This is a genomic window from Paraplanobispora siamensis (genome assembly GCF_016863175.1).
GTDB lineage: Bacteria > Actinomycetota > Actinomycetes > Streptosporangiales > Streptosporangiaceae > Planobispora > Planobispora siamensis.
In genome coordinates this window covers 1-20,796 of sequence record NZ_BOOJ01000096.1, presented here as the reverse complement: position 1 = coordinate 20,796, position 20,796 = coordinate 1, and the positions used below count along the sequence as shown (strand labels likewise).

General features: G+C 69.0%; 19 protein-coding genes. 9 read left to right on the top strand and 10 right to left on the bottom strand.

Going from position 1 to position 20,796, the window contains the following annotated elements; genetic code table 11:
• Positions 1-81 precede the first annotated feature (81 nt).
• Positions 82-408, bottom strand: coding sequence for a hypothetical protein (locus Psi01_RS41560; RefSeq protein WP_204069711.1), 327 nt, complete (start codon positions 406-408; stop codon positions 82-84).
• A gap of 241 nt (positions 409-649) precedes the next feature.
• Here Psi01_RS41560 and Psi01_RS41555 point away from each other — a divergent pair, with 241 nt between their 5' ends.
• Entirely contained in the window at positions 650-1,429 is a 780-nt protein-coding gene (locus tag Psi01_RS41555; protein ID WP_204069710.1) for a GAF domain-containing protein, read from the top strand.
• Between the two features lie 102 nt (positions 1,430-1,531).
• Positions 1,532-2,134 (top strand): YkgJ family cysteine cluster protein, encoded by a 603-nt coding sequence (locus Psi01_RS41550; protein ID WP_307819339.1) that lies wholly within the window; start codon positions 1,532-1,534, stop codon positions 2,132-2,134.
• 121 nt (positions 2,135-2,255) lie between these two features.
• On the opposite strand, the gene Psi01_RS41545 is transcribed toward Psi01_RS41550, so the two are convergent.
• The 5 genes from Psi01_RS41545 to Psi01_RS41525 all read right to left on the bottom strand — a co-directional run bounded on the left by Psi01_RS41545 (position 2,256) and on the right by Psi01_RS41525 (position 4,697).
• Complete coding sequence (locus tag Psi01_RS41545) at positions 2,256-2,402, bottom strand: hypothetical protein (protein WP_204069709.1); 147 nt, start codon at positions 2,400-2,402, stop codon at positions 2,256-2,258.
• A 20-nt stretch (positions 2,403-2,422) separates the two neighbouring features.
• Complete coding sequence (locus tag Psi01_RS41540) at positions 2,423-3,508, bottom strand: hypothetical protein (protein WP_204069708.1); 1,086 nt, start codon at positions 3,506-3,508, stop codon at positions 2,423-2,425.
• A 283-nt stretch (positions 3,509-3,791) separates the two neighbouring features.
• Positions 3,792-4,007: a hypothetical protein gene (locus tag Psi01_RS41535; RefSeq protein ID WP_204069707.1), complete on the bottom strand. Its 216-nt coding sequence runs from the start codon at positions 4,005-4,007 to the stop codon at positions 3,792-3,794.
• A gap of 68 nt (positions 4,008-4,075) precedes the next feature.
• Positions 4,076-4,309, bottom strand: coding sequence for a hypothetical protein (locus tag Psi01_RS41530; RefSeq protein WP_204069706.1), 234 nt, complete (start codon positions 4,307-4,309; stop codon positions 4,076-4,078).
• Entirely contained in the window at positions 4,284-4,697 is a 414-nt protein-coding gene (locus Psi01_RS41525; protein WP_204069705.1) for a hypothetical protein, read from the bottom strand. The genes Psi01_RS41530 and Psi01_RS41525 overlap by 26 nt, the downstream gene beginning before the upstream one ends.
• Positions 4,698-4,765: 68 nt before the next feature.
• Here Psi01_RS41525 and Psi01_RS41520 point away from each other — a divergent pair, with 68 nt between their 5' ends.
• From Psi01_RS41520 to Psi01_RS41505, 4 genes are all read left to right on the top strand, one after another.
• Positions 4,766-4,930 carry a hypothetical protein gene (locus Psi01_RS41520; RefSeq protein WP_204069704.1) on the top strand — a complete coding sequence of 55 codons (165 nt, stop codon included), beginning with the start codon at positions 4,766-4,768 and terminating at the stop codon, positions 4,928-4,930.
• Between the two features lie 256 nt (positions 4,931-5,186).
• Complete coding sequence (locus tag Psi01_RS41515) at positions 5,187-5,798, top strand: DUF2690 domain-containing protein (RefSeq protein ID WP_204069703.1); 612 nt, start codon at positions 5,187-5,189, stop codon at positions 5,796-5,798.
• A gap of 110 nt (positions 5,799-5,908) precedes the next feature.
• On the top strand, positions 5,909-9,850 hold the full coding sequence (locus Psi01_RS41510) for a GDSL-type esterase/lipase family protein (RefSeq protein WP_204069702.1): 3,942 nt from the start codon (positions 5,909-5,911) through the stop codon (positions 9,848-9,850).
• Positions 9,851-10,034: 184 nt separating this feature from the next.
• Positions 10,035-10,700, top strand: coding sequence for an alpha/beta hydrolase (locus tag Psi01_RS41505; protein ID WP_204069701.1), 666 nt, complete (start codon positions 10,035-10,037; stop codon positions 10,698-10,700).
• A 102-nt stretch (positions 10,701-10,802) separates the two neighbouring features.
• Here Psi01_RS41505 and Psi01_RS41500 read toward each other — a convergent pair whose 3' ends face one another.
• The 4 genes from Psi01_RS41500 to Psi01_RS41490 all read right to left on the bottom strand — a co-directional run bounded on the left by Psi01_RS41500 (position 10,803) and on the right by Psi01_RS41490 (position 16,099).
• Positions 10,803-10,973 (bottom strand): hypothetical protein, encoded by a 171-nt coding sequence (locus tag Psi01_RS41500; protein WP_204069700.1) that lies wholly within the window; start codon positions 10,971-10,973, stop codon positions 10,803-10,805.
• Between the two features lie 138 nt (positions 10,974-11,111).
• Complete coding sequence (locus Psi01_RS41495) at positions 11,112-13,433, bottom strand: tetratricopeptide repeat protein (protein ID WP_204069699.1); 2,322 nt, start codon at positions 13,431-13,433, stop codon at positions 11,112-11,114.
• Positions 13,434-13,879: 446 nt separating this feature from the next.
• Entirely contained in the window at positions 13,880-14,005 is a 126-nt protein-coding gene (locus tag Psi01_RS44340) for a hypothetical protein (protein ID WP_275424661.1), read from the bottom strand.
• 1,008 nt (positions 14,006-15,013) lie between these two features.
• Positions 15,014-16,099 (bottom strand): FG-GAP repeat domain-containing protein, encoded by a 1,086-nt coding sequence (locus Psi01_RS41490; protein WP_204069698.1) that lies wholly within the window; start codon positions 16,097-16,099, stop codon positions 15,014-15,016.
• A gap of 169 nt (positions 16,100-16,268) precedes the next feature.
• Here Psi01_RS41490 and Psi01_RS41485 point away from each other — a divergent pair, with 169 nt between their 5' ends.
• The 3 genes from Psi01_RS41485 (at position 16,269) to Psi01_RS41475 (ending at position 20,667) form a co-directional block, all read left to right on the top strand.
• Complete coding sequence (locus Psi01_RS41485) at positions 16,269-19,274, top strand: AfsR/SARP family transcriptional regulator (protein ID WP_204069697.1); 3,006 nt, start codon at positions 16,269-16,271, stop codon at positions 19,272-19,274.
• A 79-nt stretch (positions 19,275-19,353) separates the two neighbouring features.
• Positions 19,354-20,034, top strand: a complete 681-nt coding sequence (locus Psi01_RS41480; protein WP_239128423.1) for a M15 family metallopeptidase — start codon at positions 19,354-19,356, stop codon at positions 20,032-20,034.
• Between the two features lie 321 nt (positions 20,035-20,355).
• Positions 20,356-20,667 (top strand): WD40 repeat domain-containing protein, encoded by a 312-nt coding sequence (locus Psi01_RS41475; protein WP_204069696.1) that lies wholly within the window; start codon positions 20,356-20,358, stop codon positions 20,665-20,667.
• The last annotated feature ends 129 nt before the right edge of the window (positions 20,668-20,796 follow it).

Genomic DNA, 20,796 nt, shown 5'->3' with positions numbered 1-20,796 from the left:
CCCGCCATAAAAGAAGCGGCCATCGTCTTTGTGGCGGGTACCGGCAGCACGCACAAACGCTCATGCCCTGGGCCGGTGACCTCACCGGCCCAGGGCCGCCTCACCCGCATGACCGACACCGGTGATGACCACCTCGCCGGTGGCCGGCTTCCCGGTGGCGGCATAGCCGGCGCCGGTCATGATGGCCAGCAGCGCCAAATGCACCGCAGCCGCCACCTGCTGGTGAGCGGTGCGGTTCTTGACGGTCACCTCGGCCGCGGTGGTCCAGGAGATCACCACACCCCGACCGGGATCGCTGCGGATGCTCAAGCCGCCCTCGACGTCGGGGGCGGGTGAGAGGGCGAACCCGGCCTGGCGCAGCACGGTGTGCACCTGCTCCAGAAGCACGGCATCGGCGCGATCCAGCATGGCGGCGGGCTGCTCCTTGTGACGAGGGTGAGCAGCAGCCTGGCACACCTGGCGCCAGCGCCGAGCCGAGGTCACCGCAGGGGCAGCCGACATTTTCGATCTTTTATCGCCGCCTGCGGCTCGCCGTACCCGGCCGGCGCACGCCGTGGAGATACCCTGACCGCATGCTGCGGCCCTGACCTGCGCAGCTCCCCCTCACGCGGTACCGAATCATCTGTTTGCGCGCGAGGGGAGACCCATCATGGCTGCCATCCCATGGCCCGGCGATGAGATCGAGCGTCTGGCCGAACTGCACGCCCTGGGCGCGCTGGAGGTCGTGCCGCATGCGGATTTTTCGGCCATCGCCGAGCTGGCCGCTCACCTGTGCCAGACGCCGATCGCGCTGGTCAACCTGATCGACGCCGAGCGCCAGCACTTCAAGGGTCATTTCGGTACCGCCGAGGTCAGCATGGACCGGCAGGTGGCCTTTTGCCCCTACACCATTTGCGGCCGGGCGCTGCTGGAGATCCGCGACGCCCTGGATGATGAGCGCTTTCGCGATGATGCGGTGGTGGCCGGGGAGCCGTATGTGCGCTTTTACGCCGGTGTGCCGGTGCTCAGCGCCGCCGGTCATGGGCTGGGCACGGTGTGCGTGATGGACCACAGGCCGCGCCGGCTGTCGCCCGTCCAGCGCCGGACGCTGGCCACGCTGGCCACCGCCGCGGCCGCCCAGCTGCAGGCCCGCCACCACGGCGAAGTGCTGCAGCGGCTGCGCACGGTGACGGCGCGGGAGGTGGGCCTGCTGCAGCGCTTGGCCGGTGATCTGCGCGCCCCGCTGGCCGCGCTGCACGCCTGCTTGAAGGTCAGCGATGACGGCGGCGGCCTGGATGCGGCCGCCGAGCACTGCATGGCCCAGGCCTTGGTCCGCCACCGCGCACCGTTGACCGAGCTGGTGGAGGAACTGCTGCTGCTGGCCGGGATGAACAGCCACCTGGCCGCGGTGCTGCGTGAAGGACAGCCGGCAGCCACCAGGCCGCGGTGAGGCTTGCGTGGTGAAGCTGTCGCCCCGATGATCCCCTGGCGGGTGCTGGTCATCGGCCACGGCCGAATCCTATGACGCAGGCTCACCTTCGCTGATGGTGCCCTGCGGCAGAGGACTACGGCGTCGTGGGCTGGGTGGTGTCCAGGCGCCCAGCAGGCCGCCCGGCAGCGGGCGCTGCGCACGCTGCAGGAGCTGTATGCGCGCCTGCCCGAGGTCGCCTGCCAGGGCTTATGCGCCGATTCCTGCCGCAGCCCGATTGATATGTCCACTCTGGAGCGCGAGCGCATGCGCACCACCACCGGGGTACGCATCCCCGAGCGCGCCCACTGGCCGGCCGGGGCGCCGTGCCCGGCCCTGAGCGCCGAGGGCCGCTGCACCGGGCACGCGGTACGGCCGACCATCTGCCGCCTATGGGGCGCCGGCGCCAACGCGGCGATGCGCTGCCCGCACGGCTGCACCCCCGAGGGCGGCCTGCTGCCGGACGCGCAGCTGATCGACCTGATCCTCACCTCGCTGGAGATCGGCGGCCACCGCGCTTTTGCTGACGTGGGCGACCAGATCCGCGCCCTGGCCGCCGACCCTGCCCTCCAGCCCCTGCTGACCCGGCTGATCAGCGGGGATGCCACCGCCGCTCCGGCCATCGTGGCGGCGATCCGCGGCCGCCGCCACGATGAGCCCGATCCCGCCGCCCCGCAGGAGCGCTGATGACCACCCCTGCCGCCCGTGCCGTGAGCCCCGCCCTCTCACTCCCTGCTGGGAAGGTGATCACGCAATGAGTAGCGTCCCCACTCCCGCCGTCCGGCGTCGCGCAACTGTCAGCGCCGAATTAGCCGGGCATGCCGCGCTGGCCCAGGCCGCGCTGGCGGCCGCTGGGCTGGTCCCGGTGACCATCGTCCATGGCGAGGCTCTCGACGAGCTGGAGCTGATCTACACCGAGTTGTCCCGCCAGGCTGCCCGCTGTGGCAGCGTGCACGCGATCGAGCGCGGCGGCGACTACACCACCGTGCTGTTTTCCGGCGTTGATGCGCTGCAGGCGCGGCTGGCTTTCATGGCCGGGCGGGCCGGCACCGGCAGCGTGTGGCGGGAGGTGACCAGCAGCCGGTGGCAGTCCTGTGCCGGCACCAGCGGCTCCACCTGCCCGGCCTCAGCGGCGTTGTCGGCCACCACCAGTACCCCGCGGCCCTTCTGGGCGCGCTCGGCCAGCACCGACCGATACAGCGCCAGCATCTCCGGCCCGGTCGCGGGCAGTTCCTGGTCGCGGTGGCCCATCGCGCGCAGCAGCTGCCCGGCTGCGGCCTCCACCGGCTCGATCTGGCCCGGGGTGTAGCCGTGCAGGTCCACGAAGAACACCCCGCCCGGATACCAGCCTTCTTTCAGCACCTGGTGTGCGGCCACCAAGGCCAGCGCGGTCTTGCCCACCCCGGCCATGCCCGCCACCGCCGCGGCGAGCACTACCGCGGTCTTGCTCGCGGTTTCGGTGCGCTCAGCGTGGGGGGTGAGGCATTCCAGGAGCTGGCGGCGGATCTCGTCGCGGCCGGTGAAGTCCGGTGGCGGGGCCGGCACTCCGGCCAGCGCCGGCAGCGGCGGGGGCGCCGGGGGCAGGTGCACATCTCCGGTGTGGATCGGCGCACGGTTACCGGCGCCGACTGCCACGGCCCGTTCGCCGATGGCCAGGGGACCGGTATGGGTGCCGATGGCCGGCCCCGCGCCATGGGCGTGGGCACTGCCCGGCCCGCTGACCTGCGCACGGTCGGTGACCTGGCCGACCACCATGCCTCCGGACACGGTGCCGATCCCCGGTGATCCATCTCCCGAGGTCGTCGGCCCGGAACCAGCATTGGCAGCGGCGGCCGATGAGCGGAGCTGCAGCCACAATGCGGCCCCGCCGACTCCCAGCCCGACCAGGCCCACCAGCATGCTGATCACGCTGTCACGCTGATCCAGCCGTGCCAGCACCGGGTCGGGCAGGTCGAGCGGATCGGCCAGAAAAAACAGTGCCGCTCCACCCACCAGCGCGCCCAGCGCGGCGCTGCGCCACCGGTGCCGCGGCTGCGCAGCACCCTCAGGAGAAGCCGGCATGCTTTCACGATGACGCCTTCGGGCGGGAATGTCCCCGCCTGTAGCAGACCCGTTACCGCCAGCGTGTCACCGCCCATACGCAACGGCTGGTCGAGCTGGCCCTGTGGGCTGCCTGCGCGGTTCTCAGTTGGCCCACCCGGCCCGATGCTGAGGCGGCTGCCGGAACAGTGGTCGGCTTGAGAGGTGGGTCCTTTCAGCGGGGCGGTGGGGACAGGCGCATGTGGGCGTTTGAGTCGTGACGCGAGGAGAAAAAGGGGGTCTCTACGCGGGCGGGCGGCGCCGGTCAGCGCGGCAGGCGCCGATGTTCGTAGCAGCCGGTGGAGGGGTTGAAGACACCGATCCGTTCGGCGGCGGTCAGGTGGGCATACAGCAGCACCGCCTCTTCCAGGACCTGGCCCCACGGGCGGCCGGTGGTGCGGCAGATGGCCTCGAGGGCGGCTTGAGCGCGACGAGTGAAGGTGTGCTGCTCACCGGCGACGGGGTGCGAAGTGGCAGACAACGGGTGCCTTTCCGATGCGGTGGGGGATACCTGGGCGCGTGAATGGTGCGCTGGGGCGCTGTCGTCGCTCAAGAAAGATCCAGCGGGGGAGCACCACACAGGGCGCGCAGCTCCTCCAGCAGGCGTGCGGCGTGCGGCCCGGTCGACAGTTGGTGCTCGGCGTAGGCGCCGGCGAGGGCGCTCATCATGCCCCAGGTGATCGCGGGGTTGGCCGTGCCCGCGCGCAGGCGGCCGATGGCGCCGGTGAGCCGGCCGGTCAGGTGCTGCGCCGTCAGCTCACTGGGCAGGCGCATCTCGGTCATGCGCTCGTCGTCGTGGATGCGGTAGGAGAAGACGATCACATCGGGGCGCATGGGGAAGGGCTCCAATCGAGGCAGGGCTGCGTGCGGTGGCGCCGGCGCGGCAGGTCTGGGCGGGCAGGCCGTACGCGGTGAGCTTGGTCGGGTACTGGCAAAAGCCGGCCACGCCGTCGGGGAAGTGGGAGCCGACGCTGCGCAGCAGTTCTTCTTCGTCGGTGCGGGTGATGTCGTCGAAGCCCGCCGTGGCGGTGTAGGTCCAGCCGTCACGCAGCTCGTGCTGCACGGACAAGTCGGCATACACATGCGCTGCGGTGTCGATGACGTGGGCCAGCGTGCGGTCGTAGCGGTCCTCCTCCCAGCCGCACGCGCCGACGGTGATGAGGCGGGCCATGCTGAGCAGTGCCTGGGTGGTGCTGGCGCCAGCGCGGGCGCAGCCAAGCGCGGCGTCGGTGGGGAGTGATGTTCGAGCGGTTCTGCCACCACAACGGCATCACCGCCCGGCTGGCCAAGCCGCGCTCTCCCGCCAGCGGCGAGATCGAGCGCTTCCACAAGAGGCTGCGGCATGAGTTCCTGGACCAGGCCGGCCCGTTAACGCTGCTCTCGGCTTTCGGATCGCGGAGATGATGCACAAAATCCATGCAACGCCTTCCAGGAGCTCTTCACTGGAACGATGCAAGGAGTTTTAGAGCGCGATAGGCATACCGCAGCCGGTTGAGGCGGCCAGGAAAATACCGCAGAAAATGTATTCGACTCTCCCCTCATGGTTTGACGACAACATGGAAGTCGGATCATAGATTCCCAGTGAAGCAGTGCCAGCCGGTCCCTTATTTTAGGGATAAAAAAGGGCTGGATAATCATCGCCTCCGAGGAGGGCGCGCGCGTGCGCAGAAAAAAACTGCTGGTATTCTTTATGGCGATCTGCATGGTGGTGGTCGCATTCGCCGGTTCGGCGTACGCCGAACCGGCGCCAACGGCTCCACCCACGTCAGAACCATCACCCACGTCAGAACCGGTACCGGCGGACCCGCCCGCGCCGGATCCGGCGCCCACCCCGACCCCCGCTCCGGAAAACGATCCGTCGGTATCGGTTCAGGCAGTCGGGTGCTCGAATTCAAGTTGCACCGGGAAAGACCCTCAGGCCAACGGCTGCGGGGCCGACTCCTACACGACCAAAAGGCGCTATGACACCGTGGGTGGAGCCGTCACTCTGGAATTGCGGTACTCATTCGCCTGCAACGCTTACTGGGCACGCTTGACGACCAACACCGCAAGTAGCATTTACCGCCGAGCCTACATCCGCGAATACGACCGCAACCACACCTACCTGCGGGGGTATGCGAAGACCATCGGTAACGGCGCCAGCGGCACCTTCAGCGGCTGGACCAAGATGATCGGCTACCACGGGGCCCGCGACGTCCGGGCCTGCTGGAGGCTCACGTACGGCCCCGGCCGTGACCCCTACGGATCAACCTACTGCACTGCCTTCGATTGAGCGCAGGCCGTGTGACATCCAGTGTGAGACGGCGCATCTGATCTTCCCGCCGTGATGCGCCCGGGCCCCTGAGCGTCGGATCTGACCTGGAGGAAGCGATGAGGGGTGGCATGTCGCGCGCAGCCGGGGTGCTGGCGATGCTCATCGTGGTGCTGGCGCCGGTGCCGGCGCAGGCCGCTTCGCCTGCGCCGGCAGCACCGATCATGTCGGCAACTCAAGATCCGCACCCTGCGCCCGATCCGCCGCCCCAGCCGGTCGCGGCTGTTGAGGGCGCGGTCGAGGCTGCCGCGCGGGATCGTGTCTTGGGTGCCCAGTGGCGGCGTTCGGCCGACCGGGCGTGGACCACTATCGGCGATGCCAGCGGATTTCATGTGCTGGTGGCCACCGAGCGCAGCGGGTATGCCTGGCGGACGGTCGCGACCCTGGCGGAGCCGGGCTTCGATGCCGACCAGTGGATCGGCAACGCCTGCCTGACCCGCTCGGGCCGGCATGCGGTGGTCGTCTACGCCCCGCGCACCTTCACCAACAGGGAGGAGTTGTTCAACCGGGGGGCATTCACCGCCGTGGTGGATCTGGCCGACGGCCGGGTGCGCAAGGTCGCGGTGCAATCTTCCATCGCCTACCACAATCCCGGGTGTGGTGATGGGGAAAGCGCGGTGCTCAGCCAGGGCGGTGGCGAGCGCATGCCCAAGACCCGGCTGTTTCGGCTGGATGCGGCCACCGCCCGGCTGGGTCGGCCGCTGGAGCTGAGTGGCCAGGTCACCTCGGCGGTACCGGTGGATTCGGCCATCGTGGCCGCCGCCGGCCCCGGTCTGATCAAGCTGGATGCGGCCGGGCGGCGCAGCGAGCTGGTCTCGGCCGCCTCCGTGCCCGCCCACCTGACCGTGGACGGTGCGGGTGGCGTGGTCTACCTGGAGCACGCGCGGGGCCAGGCCCAGGTGCGCCGGCTCGTCTCGACCGCGCCCGGATCCGCGGCCGTCACGCTGGGCCACGGGCCGCTGACCGAGGTCGGCATCGACGCTGCGGCCGGGCAGGTCTATCTCACCGGGGAGCTGACCACCTCCTCGGCGCTGCCGGCCACGGTCACCAAGCTGAGCGTGCCCAAGGCCGCAGGGGTCTCCTCGGCCGGCCGCGCGGCGCTGACGCAGGTGATCCACGATCACCGGCCCGACCCTCGCCTGCCGGCGCGCGATTCGGCCCTGGCCGATCACGTCCGGATCGACATGATCGCCACCGCGACCGGCAGCCGGCTGGCTTTCGGGCTGACCCCGCACGATGCCTCCGCCGCCGGCCGCGCGCTGCATCCCAGTCTCCTGCGGGCCGCGCCGTCTGCTGCACCCCGCGCGGCGCAGCAAGGCGACCCGGCCGATCCGATCGAAGAGGAGCGCACCTGCGCCGTTGCCCGCAACGACCCGCGCAACCAGGCCACCCAGCCCAAACCGCGGCAGGTGGAGTGGGCGGCCGACCAGGCCGTGCGTGGCGCGCTGACCGTGCCGCGCGAGTCGAACTGGAAAGGCCTGGGCATGCCGGCCTACAGCCCTCAAGGCCTGTTCCCGCGTACCACCTTGAGCGGTGTGCCCGACAGTGACATCCCGGCCCAGGTCATGTTGGGGATCTTGGCGCAGGAGTCGAATCTGTGGCAGGCCTCCCGGGTCGCGCTGCCCGGGGTCACCGCCAATCCCTTGATCGGCAACTTCTACGGCTTGTCCTACACCTCCACCGGCTCGCTGACGGACTGGGAGATCAACTGGGCCGAGGCCGACTGCGGCTATGGGGTCAGCCAGATGACCGATGGCATGCGCCTGCCGCATCGCACGCCCGCCGGCCAAAGCGTGCTGCCGTATCAGACCCAGCGAGCCATCGCCCTGGACTTCGCCGCCAACATCGCCGCGGGCGTGCAACTGCTCGGCCGTAAATGGAACGAGGTACGCCAGGCCGGTCTGATGATCAACAACGGTGACCACCGCAAGCTGGAGAACTGGTTCTATGCCATCTGGGCCTACAACTCCGGCTTCTACCCCGAGTCCAACCGCTTCGGGGTGGACCGGTTCGGAAAGCCCAACAACGGCGCCTGGGGTGTGGGCTGGGCCAACAACCCGCTCAACCCGGCCTACGACATCACCCGGCGGCCGTTCATGGAGTTCACCTACGCTGATGCCGCCCAGCCGCAAAAGTGGCCCTACCCGGAAAAGGTGCTGGGCTTTGCGGGCCACCCGATCGAGGCGATCGAGTCTCCCGACACCCTCGTCGCCGGCTTCCGGCCGGCATGGTGGGCCGGCGATGGCAGCATCGGGGTGCAAAACCGGCGCAACGTCAAACCACCCGTCGACCAGTTCTGCGATGCCAGCAACGAGTGCAATCCTGCGGCCGGGACGGCGGCCTGCACCCGCGCCGACTCCAAGTGCTGGTATCACCAATCCAGCACCTGGAAGCCTGACTGCGATGCCACCTGCGGCAATGAGCTGCTGCGATTCGATCCGGGCTATCCCTACCAAGGTGATGGCGCCTCCTATCCGCCCACCTGCAGCCGCACCGGCCTGCCGGGCAACGCCCTGGTGGTCGACAACCTGCCCGCCTCGATCCCTTCGGCCCGTCCGGGATGCTCGCATCCGGGCTCATCAGGCTCCTTCGCCTTGGCATTCGCCGGTGACGGGAGCGGAAACTATCCCGCCAAAATCGACTTCCACCAGCTCGGCGCCGGGTACGCCGGCCACTTCTACTTCGCCCACACCCGAACCGGCAGCATGTATGCCGGCACCATGCAGGTGACCGGTACCTGGACGCTAGATCGGCCGCTGAGCGGCTGGATGCGGGTGCTGGTGCACCTGCCCGATCACGGCGCCCATACCCAGCAAGCGCGCTATGCGATCGACACCGGCAACGGCTTCGCCGCCGACTCGGCCATTGCCTCCCAAAAGGGCAAGCCAGTCCGCTATCTCTCCCAAGCGCGCAAGGCCAACATGTGGGTCTCGCTGGGCGTCTACCCGGTCACCGGCACCCCGCGGGTCCGGCTCAGCAGCCGCACCCTGGACGGCTACGGCGAAGAAGACATCGCCTTCGATGCGGTCGCCTTCCAACCGCTGCCCGGCCGACCCCGCCACCAGGTCGCGGTGCTGGGCGACTCCTACGCCGCCGGTGAGGGCGCCGGTGACTACTACGCCGAAAGCAACGCCTCCCACGGCACCACCCGCTGGAACGCCTGCCGGCGCAGCGCCGACGCCTGGAGCCGGAAACTGGTCTTGCCCACCACGCGCACCCCGCTGGGGCAGTTGGCCGATGACTGGAGCACCGATGCCGAGCTGGGGTCGGTGGCCTGCTCCGGCGCCAAGACCGAGAATGTGCGCTCCAACAGCAGCAGCGCCTGGCCCCGCGGCGATGGGCAGTTTCGCGAGATTTCCCAGATCGATTCCGGAGTGCTGACCCCCGCCACCACACTGGTCTTGCTCATCATCGGCGGCAACAACAGCGACGGGTTCTCCGATGCGATCGAGGAATGTTCCCTCAGACGCGACTGCCAGAGCGCAGATACCTTCCCCGAAGGCTTCCTGCCGCACTTCAAGGGCCTGATCGACATTATGCTGCCGGACCTGGAGCAGACCATCGCCGACATCCGCGCCCGCGCGCCCGCCGCCGAGATCGTGCTCGTCGGCTATCCGCGGTTGTTCGGCACCGCCGATTTGTGTCCCCTGTACAGCGTCGGAGAGCGGGTGGCACTAGGAGAATTGGCCGTCTACTTGGACTTCCAGCAAAACCACAAGCTGCTGAACATGCCCAATCGCCAGCACGTCTCCTTCGCCTCCGCCCTGACCGCTTTCGGAGGGCAGGGCGCGTGCGGCGACGGCGGAGAATTGATCAACAATGCCGTCCGCGGCCCCAAGGGCGAGGGCGACTACCACATCGGCGATCCCCTCATCGCCCCATGCTGGGCCTGGCTGGAGGTCGGCCTGTGTGCCAGCCGGGAGTCCTTCCATCCCAAGGACTCCGGCACCGACACCTACGCCCAGCTCATCCGCAACCACCTCGATTCCATCTTCTACCAAGGCCACACATAGACCCCCGGCCCGTTCGGTCGGCAGAGTGCGCAAGCTCGATCGCACTACTCCACTCGCTCATGGACGACATCCGGACGCAACGCCTGGTAAGACGCCTCTGCGGGGAGGGGCCGTCTAAAAGGCGGCCACGCAGCCACCGAGCGATGCGACGGAATTTGTCACTCGCCCCCTGTATCTGTGGGCAATGGCAACCTTCGTGCTGATCCACGGCGGCGGTGACAGCGGCTGGTCCTGGCATCTCCTCGAAGCCGGACTGCGCTCGCGGGGACACCACACGCTCGCCCCCGACCTGCCATCAGACAACGTCTACGCAGGGCTGGACGACTACGCCGACGCCGTCGTCAAGGCCGTCGGCGACCGGCGCGATCTCGTGGTCGTGGGCCACTCCTACGGCGCCTTCACCGCGCCCCTGGTCGCCGATCGGCTCCCGGTGGAGGTCCTGGTCCTGCTGGCGGGGATGATCCCGGCCCCCGGCGAGCGGCCGGACGACTGGTGGCAGACCACCGGGTGCGTGCAGGCCAGGCAGGAGGCGGGCCTGTCCGGCATCGACGATCCGTTCGAGAGCTTCTACCACGACGTCCCACGCGAACTGGCTGAGGAAGCCCTGCGCCGGGAACGCGATGAATCCCCTCGCGCGGGGCGCGAACCCTGGCCGCTGAAAGCCTGGCCAGAGGTGCCCACGAAATTCATCCTGTGCAGGGACGACCGCCTCTTCCCGGCCGGCTTCTTCCGCAGGCTCACGCGGGAACGACTGGGCATCGTGCCCGATGAGATCTCCGGCGGCCACTGCGTCTTCCTCAGCAGGCCGGACGCCCTGGCGGACCTGCTGGAGAGCTACCTCAAGCGCTGAGGGCCACGCAGGTCCGGCACGGCCGTACCTCAATCACCTGATCGCCGGGCCGCACCCTGCCGACCGCGGCCATGGAGTGGCTCGCATGACATGAGGCGCTGTTCAGCCGCTGGACGGGATGCGATAGACGGACACATGAGAACGCGACTCGGCGGTGAAGGCCGCTGTGGCCCGGTCGGTGCTGGCCGGGCAGATCAAGGTCGCGGCCCGGCCCAGTGAGCAGCTGACAGTGGACAGCGTCCGCGTCGAGCTGCGCGCTGAGCTGACGCGCACGCGCGCCACACTGGAGCAGCACCGCCGCGACCATAACGCCCGCGCCGGGCCAAGAGCACGCCCCAGGCCGCTGCTTGCCAGAGCGATCTGGTCGCGGCCTTGGCCGCCCGAGATCGCATCGAGTGCATCAAGGGCCGTTCAGTCATCCAAGGGCCGGCGGGCATAGCGGGCTTCCCAGATCGCTCGCCGCTGCTGTGCCTGCCAGTGCTGCAGCGCCTTCAACCGGTGCTGCGCTTCCGGCGCGACGTCGGGGTGACCGGAGTTGATCGCCCGGGTGTACCAGGAGCAGGCCTGTTCCAACCGGCCCTGCTGCTGTTCCAGAAGGCCGAGGTTGACCATCGCTTTCGGGGCCCATTCGGTGTGGCCGGACGCGATCGTGCGGGTGTACCAGGTGCGCGCTTGGTCGATGTTGCCCTGCTCCTCCTCCAAAAGGCCGAGGCCGGCCATCGCTTTCGGAGCCTGATCGGCGTGGCCGGACGCGATCGTGCGGGTGTACCAGGTGCGCGCTTGGTCGATGTTGCCTTGCTGGTGTTCCAAAAGGCCGAGGTTGACCATCGCCATGGGGGCCTGATCGGCGTGGCCGGACTCGATCGCGCGGGTGTAGCAGGTGCGGGCTTGGTCGATGTTGCCCTGCTCGTGTTCCACGACGCCGAGGTTGACCATCGCGTGCGGGGCCTCGTCCGGGTGGCCGGAGGCGACGGCCTGGGTGTACCAGGTGTGCGCTTGGTCGATGTTGTCCTGCTTGCGCTCTAGGTTGCCGAGGTTGACCATCGCGTGCGGGGCCTCGTCCGGGTGGCCGGAGGCGACGGCCCGGGTGTACCAGGTGTGCGCTTGGTCGATATTGCTCTGCTCCTCCTCCACGACGCCAAGGCCGATCATCGCCGGTGGGGCCTGATCGGTGTGGCCGGACGCGATCGTGCGGGTGTACCAGGTGCGGGCTTGGTCGATGTTGCCCTGGTCGCGCTCTAGGTTGCCGAGGTTGACCATCGCGTGCGGGGCCTGATCGGCATGGCTGGACTCGATGGTGTGCAGGTACCAGTGCCGGGCGGCAGAAGGGAACCCGTTGGTATGCAGACGCCGCGCCAGGGTGGATGCGGTCTGCGCCGACACCATGCTTGAGGGCATCGAGCGCAGCAGGCGATCGGCTGCGGGAAGGTCACCGCGATCTATGGCGGTGGCTGCCAGCGTGTAGCGCTGGCCGGCCTGCAGGTGAGCTTCGGCGTAGTCCCATAAGGCCGGGCTGATCGGCCAGCCGGCCAGTTCGGGTTCCTCGGCCACCACCGCCAGCAGCGGATGCGGCTCATAGAAGGAGCCGAAGGCGATCAGTTGCGGCCGCGTCGCTGTGGCCGGGACACTTGCCCAGGCCAGCGCTCGGGTGAAGGCATCAGCCGGCAGGCGGGTGCGCTTTGGCAGGTTCGCAATCTGGCGCCGGTAGGCCTTCCACAGCCGCTGCAGGGCTTTCTTGGTCAGGCGGGCCGGGACCTGGGCGCGCTGCCAGTCGGTGGCCGCGCGCAGCAGCGCGATCCGGTCGGCGGCCTGCTCGCTCGTGCCGAGCGTGAGCGCGTGGCGCAGCTGATCCAGTGCGACCATCAGGCGGCCCATCAACAGCTCACGGGCCGCATCGTCCAGCAGCGGGCCCAGGCGGTGGTAGGCGGGTTCAGAGGAGAGCTGGGTGCGCTCGTCGGCGGTGAGCGTGCCCAAGACCAGGTGCAGGGCGCGTTCACGCAGCAGCTCGCGCACGTGCCCGGCCAGCCGCAGGGGCTCCTCGCCGTCCAGGCCGGTGATCTGCTGGTGCACGGTGATGGCGAGGAGCAGGTGCTTGGGCACGGCGGCCAGGCGCGCCTGGGTGAGGCTCTGCAGCAGCGGTGCGGTGAGCTCGCCGAGCCGGTCGGTGTCGATGGCATCCAGCCACAGCACCACGCCGGCCTCCGGCTCGGCCCAGCCCAGCGCCTGGCTGATCAGGTCGCTCAGGCGCACGGTGGGGTCGTCGACGAAGGCGGCCAGGCGCCAGGTGGGCAGGTGGCTGCGCAGTGCGTGGGCCAGGGTGTGGCTGGTGCCGGCCAGGCGCTCGCCTTCAATGACGATCAGCCGCGGGGTGCCGGGTTCATCCAGACGGGTCAGGGCCGCAGCCAGGGCGGCGTCGCAGGCGCGGGGGATGTGCGGCGGGGGAGTATCGGCGTCGGCGAAGCGGGAGCGGTGCACACCCAGCTGATAGGGGTCGATCTCATCCAGGCGGGGTGGGCGGCCCGTGGCGTCGGTCAGGCGTAGCTGCCCGGCGGGGGCCGGCTGGGCGTGCCACCGATTCCAGGCTTCGGTGGCTGCGGCCACGGCCAGGGCGGCGATCAGCCATCCCCAGCTGAAGGTCCCCTCGTCGAGGACCTGGTTGCTGAAGACAGCGGTGGCCACGAGCAGCCCTGCGGCGCCGTAGCCGCCGATGCGGATCCGGGTGGAAGCCTGCACGCCGCTGATCGCCCTTTCTGCTGATAGCTGTCCCCCGAGCGATCCCTGTTCCACTACAGCACGGAATACAGCAAGTGCGTCAAGTGATGACGGAAAGGTCTGTCGCCTCTCCTGCAGGGGTTCGGCCGGGTACATGCTCCTGCAGGAGAGGCGGATTAACCGAGCCGAGCCGGGCCGCGGAGGCTGCGGCAGTGTGGGAGCGCGGGGGAGAAAACCTCTCCGCACGGCCGCTGCGGAGCACCGATCCTGTCCGGTTTGCGGGGCTTTCGTGATCATCGGAGGGGGCCGGGTATGTCCGGGTGGCATCTCGGCCGACCCGGCCGGGGAGGTAAAACCGATCCTCGCCCGCAGCGCTGATGGCAGCGCGCCTACGCTGGGGAGTCAGCGGGCCTCCTACCCGGTCAGAGCCGATCTTCTCGCGGTAGGAGGCCCGGCCACCCGTAGCGTTACCGGGTGGCGTCGTGATCGCCGGCCAGCCAGATCAGCCAGGCCAGCCACACCGCCAAGCGCACGGCCGCCAGACCGGTGCGGATCGTCTGGTGGCGATCACCATCAGAATGGGGAGCATCCATCGCTCGTTGCCCTCCTTGCTCTGCCGGGCCATCCGGAAGATCCGACCGGATGATCCAGGTGAGCGCGGAGCAACGACGGTAACCGTCCTTGTGAGCCGACCTTAGGACATCGACTTACCGGCTCCCGGTGGCCATTGGAGCCTCGGGGTGAGAGATTGTCTCCCGCAGCGGAGGGGTCTGCACCCGGCGCAGGGATGCTGCCACCCCATCCTGCCCGCCGGCAAAGCCGTCAAGCAGCGGGGGAGCGGCGTCATGGTCATCGTGGCCGGTGGCGCCGTAGGGGCCGAACGGCCCCACCTGCCCGCGGCGGGTCGCGCCCAAGGTGGGCGCGCCTTTACGGCGGTGGGCATGGATGAGCATGTGACTCCCCAGGGGCGTGACCGACCCTGATCAGCAGGACCTGTGCCCGGGCGCCGCCCTGCTAGACATAGCGCGATAGCCGAGCCCAGCCCGGGGTAGTGCAAGAGCGGGTGCCGGATGCATTGTCCGACCCTCGCATGCGGAGCCCGCAGCCATCTCCTCGCTGGGTCATCTGGTGGCTGCAAGCTCCGCCCCCGCACGACGGCTCGGGACGGTTAGGCGATCACTGGTGCACGTCGCACATGCATGGCAGGTGCGCATACTCCTGACCGGGCAGCGGGGTGATCTCGGCGGCGGCCCCCTGCAGGTCGACCTCGAGAGATGATCGTCCAGGCCAAGAGGGGTAGAAGGCCGGCCGGGCCCGCATCTTGGACAGGACGTGGAACAACGGTGCTCGGGATGCGAGCCCGCGCGAGGACCGCAGCTTCCTCGGTGCCGCTGCTTGCGCAGCATGCGGGTGTTTCTACCACGCCCACCATGTACGGGGAACCGGATCACGCCGATACGCCATGTGATGCTCTTTCACCGTGACGGGCGATTCCCTGTTCGCCCGCATCACTACAGGCGCTGGTCGAGGGATCGGCTATGCGCATCAGGGACGCGGCGGTCGCTGGTGCGACCGCCGCGTCCCTGATTACCGGACAGATCTTAGTGGGGGAAGTAGGGGTCCCAGCCGCGGCCGATGGCGATGGCGTCGGCGAAGGTGTTGTTGCCCCGGCCGTTCCAGATGTGCAGTGCGCCGCCGTCGACGGCGCCCAGGTCGGCCTGGCCGTCGCGGTTGACATCGCCCAGCGTCATCAAGGTTGCGGCATACGGGCTCCAGCCGCGGCCGATGTCGATGGCCTCGGCGAAGGTGTTGTTGCCCCGGCCGCTCCAGATGTGCAGCACCCCGTCCTTGATGGCGGCCAGGTCGCTGCGGCCGTCATTGTTGAAGTCCCCGGCAGTGGGGCGGCTGTAGGCCGACCAGCCGGCGCCGTAGGTGATGGCGTCGGCGAAGGTGTTGTTGCCGCGGCCGTTCCAGATGTAGAGCGCGCCGTTGAAGGTGGCGAACACATCACCGATACCGTCGGAATTGAAATCCGATCCTGACTTCGAGTGCATGTCGTTGACGATGCGTGAATACCTGACCGGGATGTACTGGCTGGTCATGCTGGACCACGACTCATCGCCCCGCTGACCGTGGGAATTGACGGCAGGACCCTTGGCCCAGTCATTCTCCCAGCCATTGCCGTCGGGATTTCCCGCGCCGTTGAGCGAGTAGGTCCACGCACCCTGACTGTGGTCGGCCTCATTCTTCCAGCGGGCGAACAACTCCATGTGACCCTCGCGCAGGATCGCATCTCCCGGCAAGAGGTGGTGCATGCTCGGCAGGGTGTCGATGTCAGCAGAGCGCAGGAAGTCGGAGGTGCTGTTGCCGCCCTTGGCTGCGTTCGCGGTGATGTGCCAGGCCATCGACACCAGGCCCGAGCAGTCGGGCCCGTAGCGGTTATCGCCCTCCACATCGGTGATCAGCGTTGCGGAGCCGCGGGTCTTGTTGTAGCGGACGTTGCGCTCGACCCAGTTCTGGGCTCGGGCCAGCACCTCCGAGCGGGTGATCATCCCGTTGGGGGAACTTGCGGCATGCGCCTGACGCGGGATGCCGGCGACGTCGACGGCGGTCAGGCCCAGCGTCGCCAATACGAGCGTGAACCCGGCGGCCAGCCACCGGCCGAGTGAGCGGTGGAATTTTCTCATGGTCTGGATTCCTTTCGGAAATGTTGCTGCGCCGAAAGGTTGGCTGGTGGCGGTGGAAAACCTCTGTAAGTCCCGTGCAACAAGAGGCGGCGGAGGAATAACCGAGGCTGGCGGGTCGTCGGCGCGACCTTTAATGTCTGGTGTAGATCACGCGAAACGGGGAGAGTCCATGGAGTTACGGCTCCTAGGTCCGGTAGAAGTGTGGAACGGTGGGCGACAGGTGGCGGTCGGTGGCGCCAAACCACGGGCGTTGCTGGCTGCGCTGCTGCTGGAGGCCGGCCGGGTCGTCACCAGAGAGCGGCTGGTCGAGGCCATCTGGGAGGACGATCCGCCGACGACCGCACGCGGGGTGGTGCAAAGCTATGTCGCCTCGCTGCGCAGGGCCTTCGCCGGTGCGGCGCTGCCCGACATCATCGTCTCCCACCGGCTCGGCTACCTCGTGCAGATCGCTCCCGGCGTTTTGGACAAGGAGGTCTTCGAACGGCTCGTCACCGAAGGGCGTCAGGCGGCGCGCAACGGCGGTCACCGGGAGGCGGGGCAGACCTTCCGCACGGCTCTGGGGCTTTGGCGGGGCGAGGCCCTGGGCGGGATCGGCACCTCCTACCTGCATGCCGAAGCCGTCAGGCTGGGAGAGCTGAAGATGGCGGTCACCGAAGAGCGCATCACCGCCGATCTGGCAGCGGGCGACGACGATCAGCTCATCGACGAGCTCATCGAGCTGGTGGCGCTGCACCCGGGGCGTGAACGGCTGCGCCGCGACCTCATGGTGGCGCTTTACCGAGTGGGCCGGCAGGCCGACGCTCTGGCCGTCTACCAGCAGGGCAGGCAGGTCCTCATCGAGGAACTCGGCGTCGAACCCGGCCTTGAACTGCGTCAGGCCCAAGAGGCGATCCTGCGCTCGGACCCAGCACTGAAAAACCCCGCCAAACCGGTCGCGCGCATGCCGCGCCAGCTGCCCCGCCCCGTGCCCGATTTCACCGGACGTCAGCAGGAGTTGGCGGCGCTGCGCGAGCGCCTGACCCGTCCGGCTGCCACGCCGATCTGCGTCATCTCCGGACAAGGCGGCATCGGCAAGTCGGCGCTGGCCCTGCGCACGGCACATGAGATCGCGCAGTTCTACCCCGACGGCCAGCTGCACGTCGAGCTGCGCGGTAGCACGCCGGCACCCGCCAGCCCCGAGGAGACCCTGGGCCGGCTCCTGCGCGAGCTCGAGCCGGCCGGCACGCAGCTCCCTCTCACGCTGGAAGAACGCATCAGCCGCTACCGCACCCTGCTGGCCGACCAACGCAAGCTGGTCGTGCTCGACGACGCCGCCTCTGAGGCGCAGATACGGCCGCTGCTGCCGGGCGGCTCAAGCAGCGGCGTGATCGTCACCTCCCGCAACCGGCTGTCCGGGCTGGCCGGCGCGGCACTGCTCGACCTGGGCATGCTGCCGCCCCAGGCCGCGATCGACCTGCTCACCCAGATCGCCGGCAGGGAACGGATCGCTGCCGACCCCGGCGCGGCGCAGAGCATCGCCGACCAGTGCGGTCACCTGCCCCTGGCCCTGCGGATCGCCGGGGCACGGCTGGCCTCACGACGCCAGTGGTCGGCGCGGCGCCTGGCCGACCGGCTGGCCGACGAGCAGCACAGGCTCGACGAGCTGGCCGCCGGAGACCAGCAGGTGCGAGCGAGTATCGCTCTCAGCTACGCCATGCTGCCCCCCACCGCGAAAACGGTGCTGCGCCGGCTCGGCCTGCTGGGCCTGCCGAGCTTTCCCGTCTGGGTCGCCGCCACCGCCGTGGAAACCGGGCTGCGCCAAAGCGAGCAGCTGCTGGAGCAGCTCGTGGAGGCATCCCTCATCGAGGAGGTGGACGCGGGCACGACGGGTCAGTCCCGATACCGGTTGCACGACCTGATCCGGCTGTTCGCAGCTGAACGCGCCCGCGCCGAGGAGAGCGCGCACGAGCTGACAGCCATGGTCGCCAGGGTGCTCAGCAGCTGGCTGTGGCTGGTCAAGCGGTTGAGCGAAGCCGTTCCCGCCACAGCGATCTTCAAGCCCGCCTGCCGCGGGCTGGCTCTTCCCGTGGCCGATGAGGTGGCGCGCTCGGCGCTCGCCGATCCTCACGCCTGGTTCCGCAGAGAAGAGGAATCACTGATCGTCGGCGTCGAGCTGGCGGCCGCCCTGGACCTCGACTGGCTCGCCGTCGAAATCGCCTGCACCGTCTCAGCGGTGTACGAGGGCAGCCAGTACCTCTTCGACGACCCGTTCGCGGCCTGGCAGCGCATGCACCAGGCGGCGCTCGTGGTCGCCCGGCGAACCGACAACGTGCTGGCCGAGGCGGCACTGCTGGCCGGTCTGGGCCACCTGTACTATGCGCGCGACGCCTTCGTGGAGTCCCGCCAGTACCTCACCCAGGCGCTTTCGCTGTTTCGCGCGGCCAAGGACACCGGCGGGCAGGCCGCCACCCTGGCCGCGCTCGGCGCCTCCTGCCGCGAGCAGGGCTACCTGGCCGAGGCGCTGCATTTTCTCACCCTGGCTGAGGATCTCTGTGGTGATCTCGCCGACGTGGCTGCCAGCGCGCATGTCAAGCGGCTGGCCGGCACCGTCCACCTCGAACGCGGCCACTACTCCGCAGCGTGGGCCGACCTGACGGCCGCGCTGACCCTCTATCAGGAGGCCGACGACGACCGCGGCGTCGGGCTGACCTTGCGCAGCATGTCGCTGTATCGGCGGGCCAGAAAGGAGTACGCCAAAGCCGAGGAGCTCAGCGAGCAGGCGTTGGAGATCTTCCGCAGGAACGGTGACCAGCTGCTGATGGCCTACTGCGAACGCGCGCTGGCCAAGGCCCGCATCCGGCTCGGCAAGCACGATGTGGCGCGCAAGCCGTTGGAGGAGGTGCTGGTCGTGATGCGGGCATTGCAAGATCGCTGGGGTGAGGCTTGTACCTTGCGTACGCCCGGGGAGCTGGACCTGGCCGAAGGCCGGCTCTACCAGGCCAAGAGCCATCTGCAGGAAGCCCTGCAGCGGTGGGAGACGCTGCGCGTCGGCCCGTTTTCAGCGCGTACCCAGCGTGACCTTGCGCTGGTGTACCAAGCGCTGGGAGATGACACCACCGCCGACGCGCTTTTGGCAACCGCGCGCCAGACCTTCCGGCTGCACGGCTGCCGCGAGTACGACGAGCTGTCGCTGTAAGAGCGCCGGCACAGCGGTTACAGCGTTTTTGGACCGGGCTGGTGCACTATGGCGGCGCGGCGTTTCAGGTGAAGCGTCCATGTTCGCCATGGAGGCCTGCATGTCGGAGATCGTGCTCCTTTCCGATCCGCGGATCGCCGAGGTTCCCCTCAGGGAGTGCGGGGAACCGCTGGTGGACTTGCGCGCTTTGGAGGCGATCCGGGTCGACTCGCGTCTGGCCACCGATACGGGCGCATTCGCGCACGTACGGCTGAGCGTGGCCGATCGCCTGGTCACCGCACAAACCCGCTTGCCTCGTGAGCTGCGCCTGCTGGTGGTGGAGGGCTATCGCCCGCCCGCTCTTCAGCGGCGCTACTTCACCGCATCTGTCACCAGCCAGCGGGCCGCGCATCCGCACTGGGACGAGGCGCGTATCCACCTGGAGGCCAGCCGGTATGTCTCCCCGCTCGAAGTGGCCCCCCACGTCACCGGCGGCGCGGTCGATCTGACCTTGTGCACCGCAGGCGGTGTGGAGGTGCCGATGGGCACCCCCGTCAACGCCACCCCGCCAGACAGCGATGAAAGCTGCTACACCGCCTCACCTGCCATCTCCGCCGAGGCCCGCAGCAACCGCCTCATCCTGGGTACCGCCATGACCTACACGGGTTTCGTCAACTACCCGACCGAGTGGTGGCATTGGTCCTATGGGGAGCGCTACTGGGCGTTCATCACCCAGGCCCGCTATGCGCGTTATGGCCCGCTGGAGGCGGGCATCCGGTAAAATCCCGTCCACTGTGGTCAACTGATCTGCCGACGGTTCCGAGGCAGACGTGGCGGGTGAGGCGGATCGTCCGATTGCTCACGGGAAGATCTGAAACCGGGTGCCACCGACCTGCGCCAGTGTCATGGTGCCGTGTTGCGGCCGGGTGCAGACGATCAGCATGCTCTGGCCGTCCACCGCTCCAGCGCGTTGTCGATTAGAGGGCCTCAGCCTGGTTCAGATGAGCAGCGGCGCCAGCACCAGCAGGACGCCCGGACGGCGGGGGAGCCCTGGTCCTGGCCGTCGAGTTTGGCCAGATCGATCTACGGCAGGCGCTCCTCAATGACGGACGGCACGGCGCTGGCCTTCCACCCCGCCGGCCAGATGCTGGCTGTTGGCTACAACGACGGCACGGTACGGCTATGGAAGGTGTTCACCGGCGAGCACGCCGGTGTCTTTTCGACCGGGCACGGCCTGGGTCTCAACGCGCTGGCCTTCCATCCCGGCGGCCAGCTGCTAGTCAGCGCGGGCAATGACGGAACGGCCCGGCTGTGGCGCCGCCAGCCCGCGCGCCCAGCAGGACGGCAGGTGGCTACCTGCTACACCGGGCGGGCGCAGGCAGGTGCGCCTACTCCTGACCGGGCAGCGGGGTGATCTCGACGGCGGCCACCTGCCGATCAACCATGACCATGCGCCGCTGGCCGTCGCGCCCGTCACCTAGCCGGCCGGGCCCGGCACCGCCCCCGCAGCAGGACCGCCTGCCTGGCGTAGACGACCAGCGCT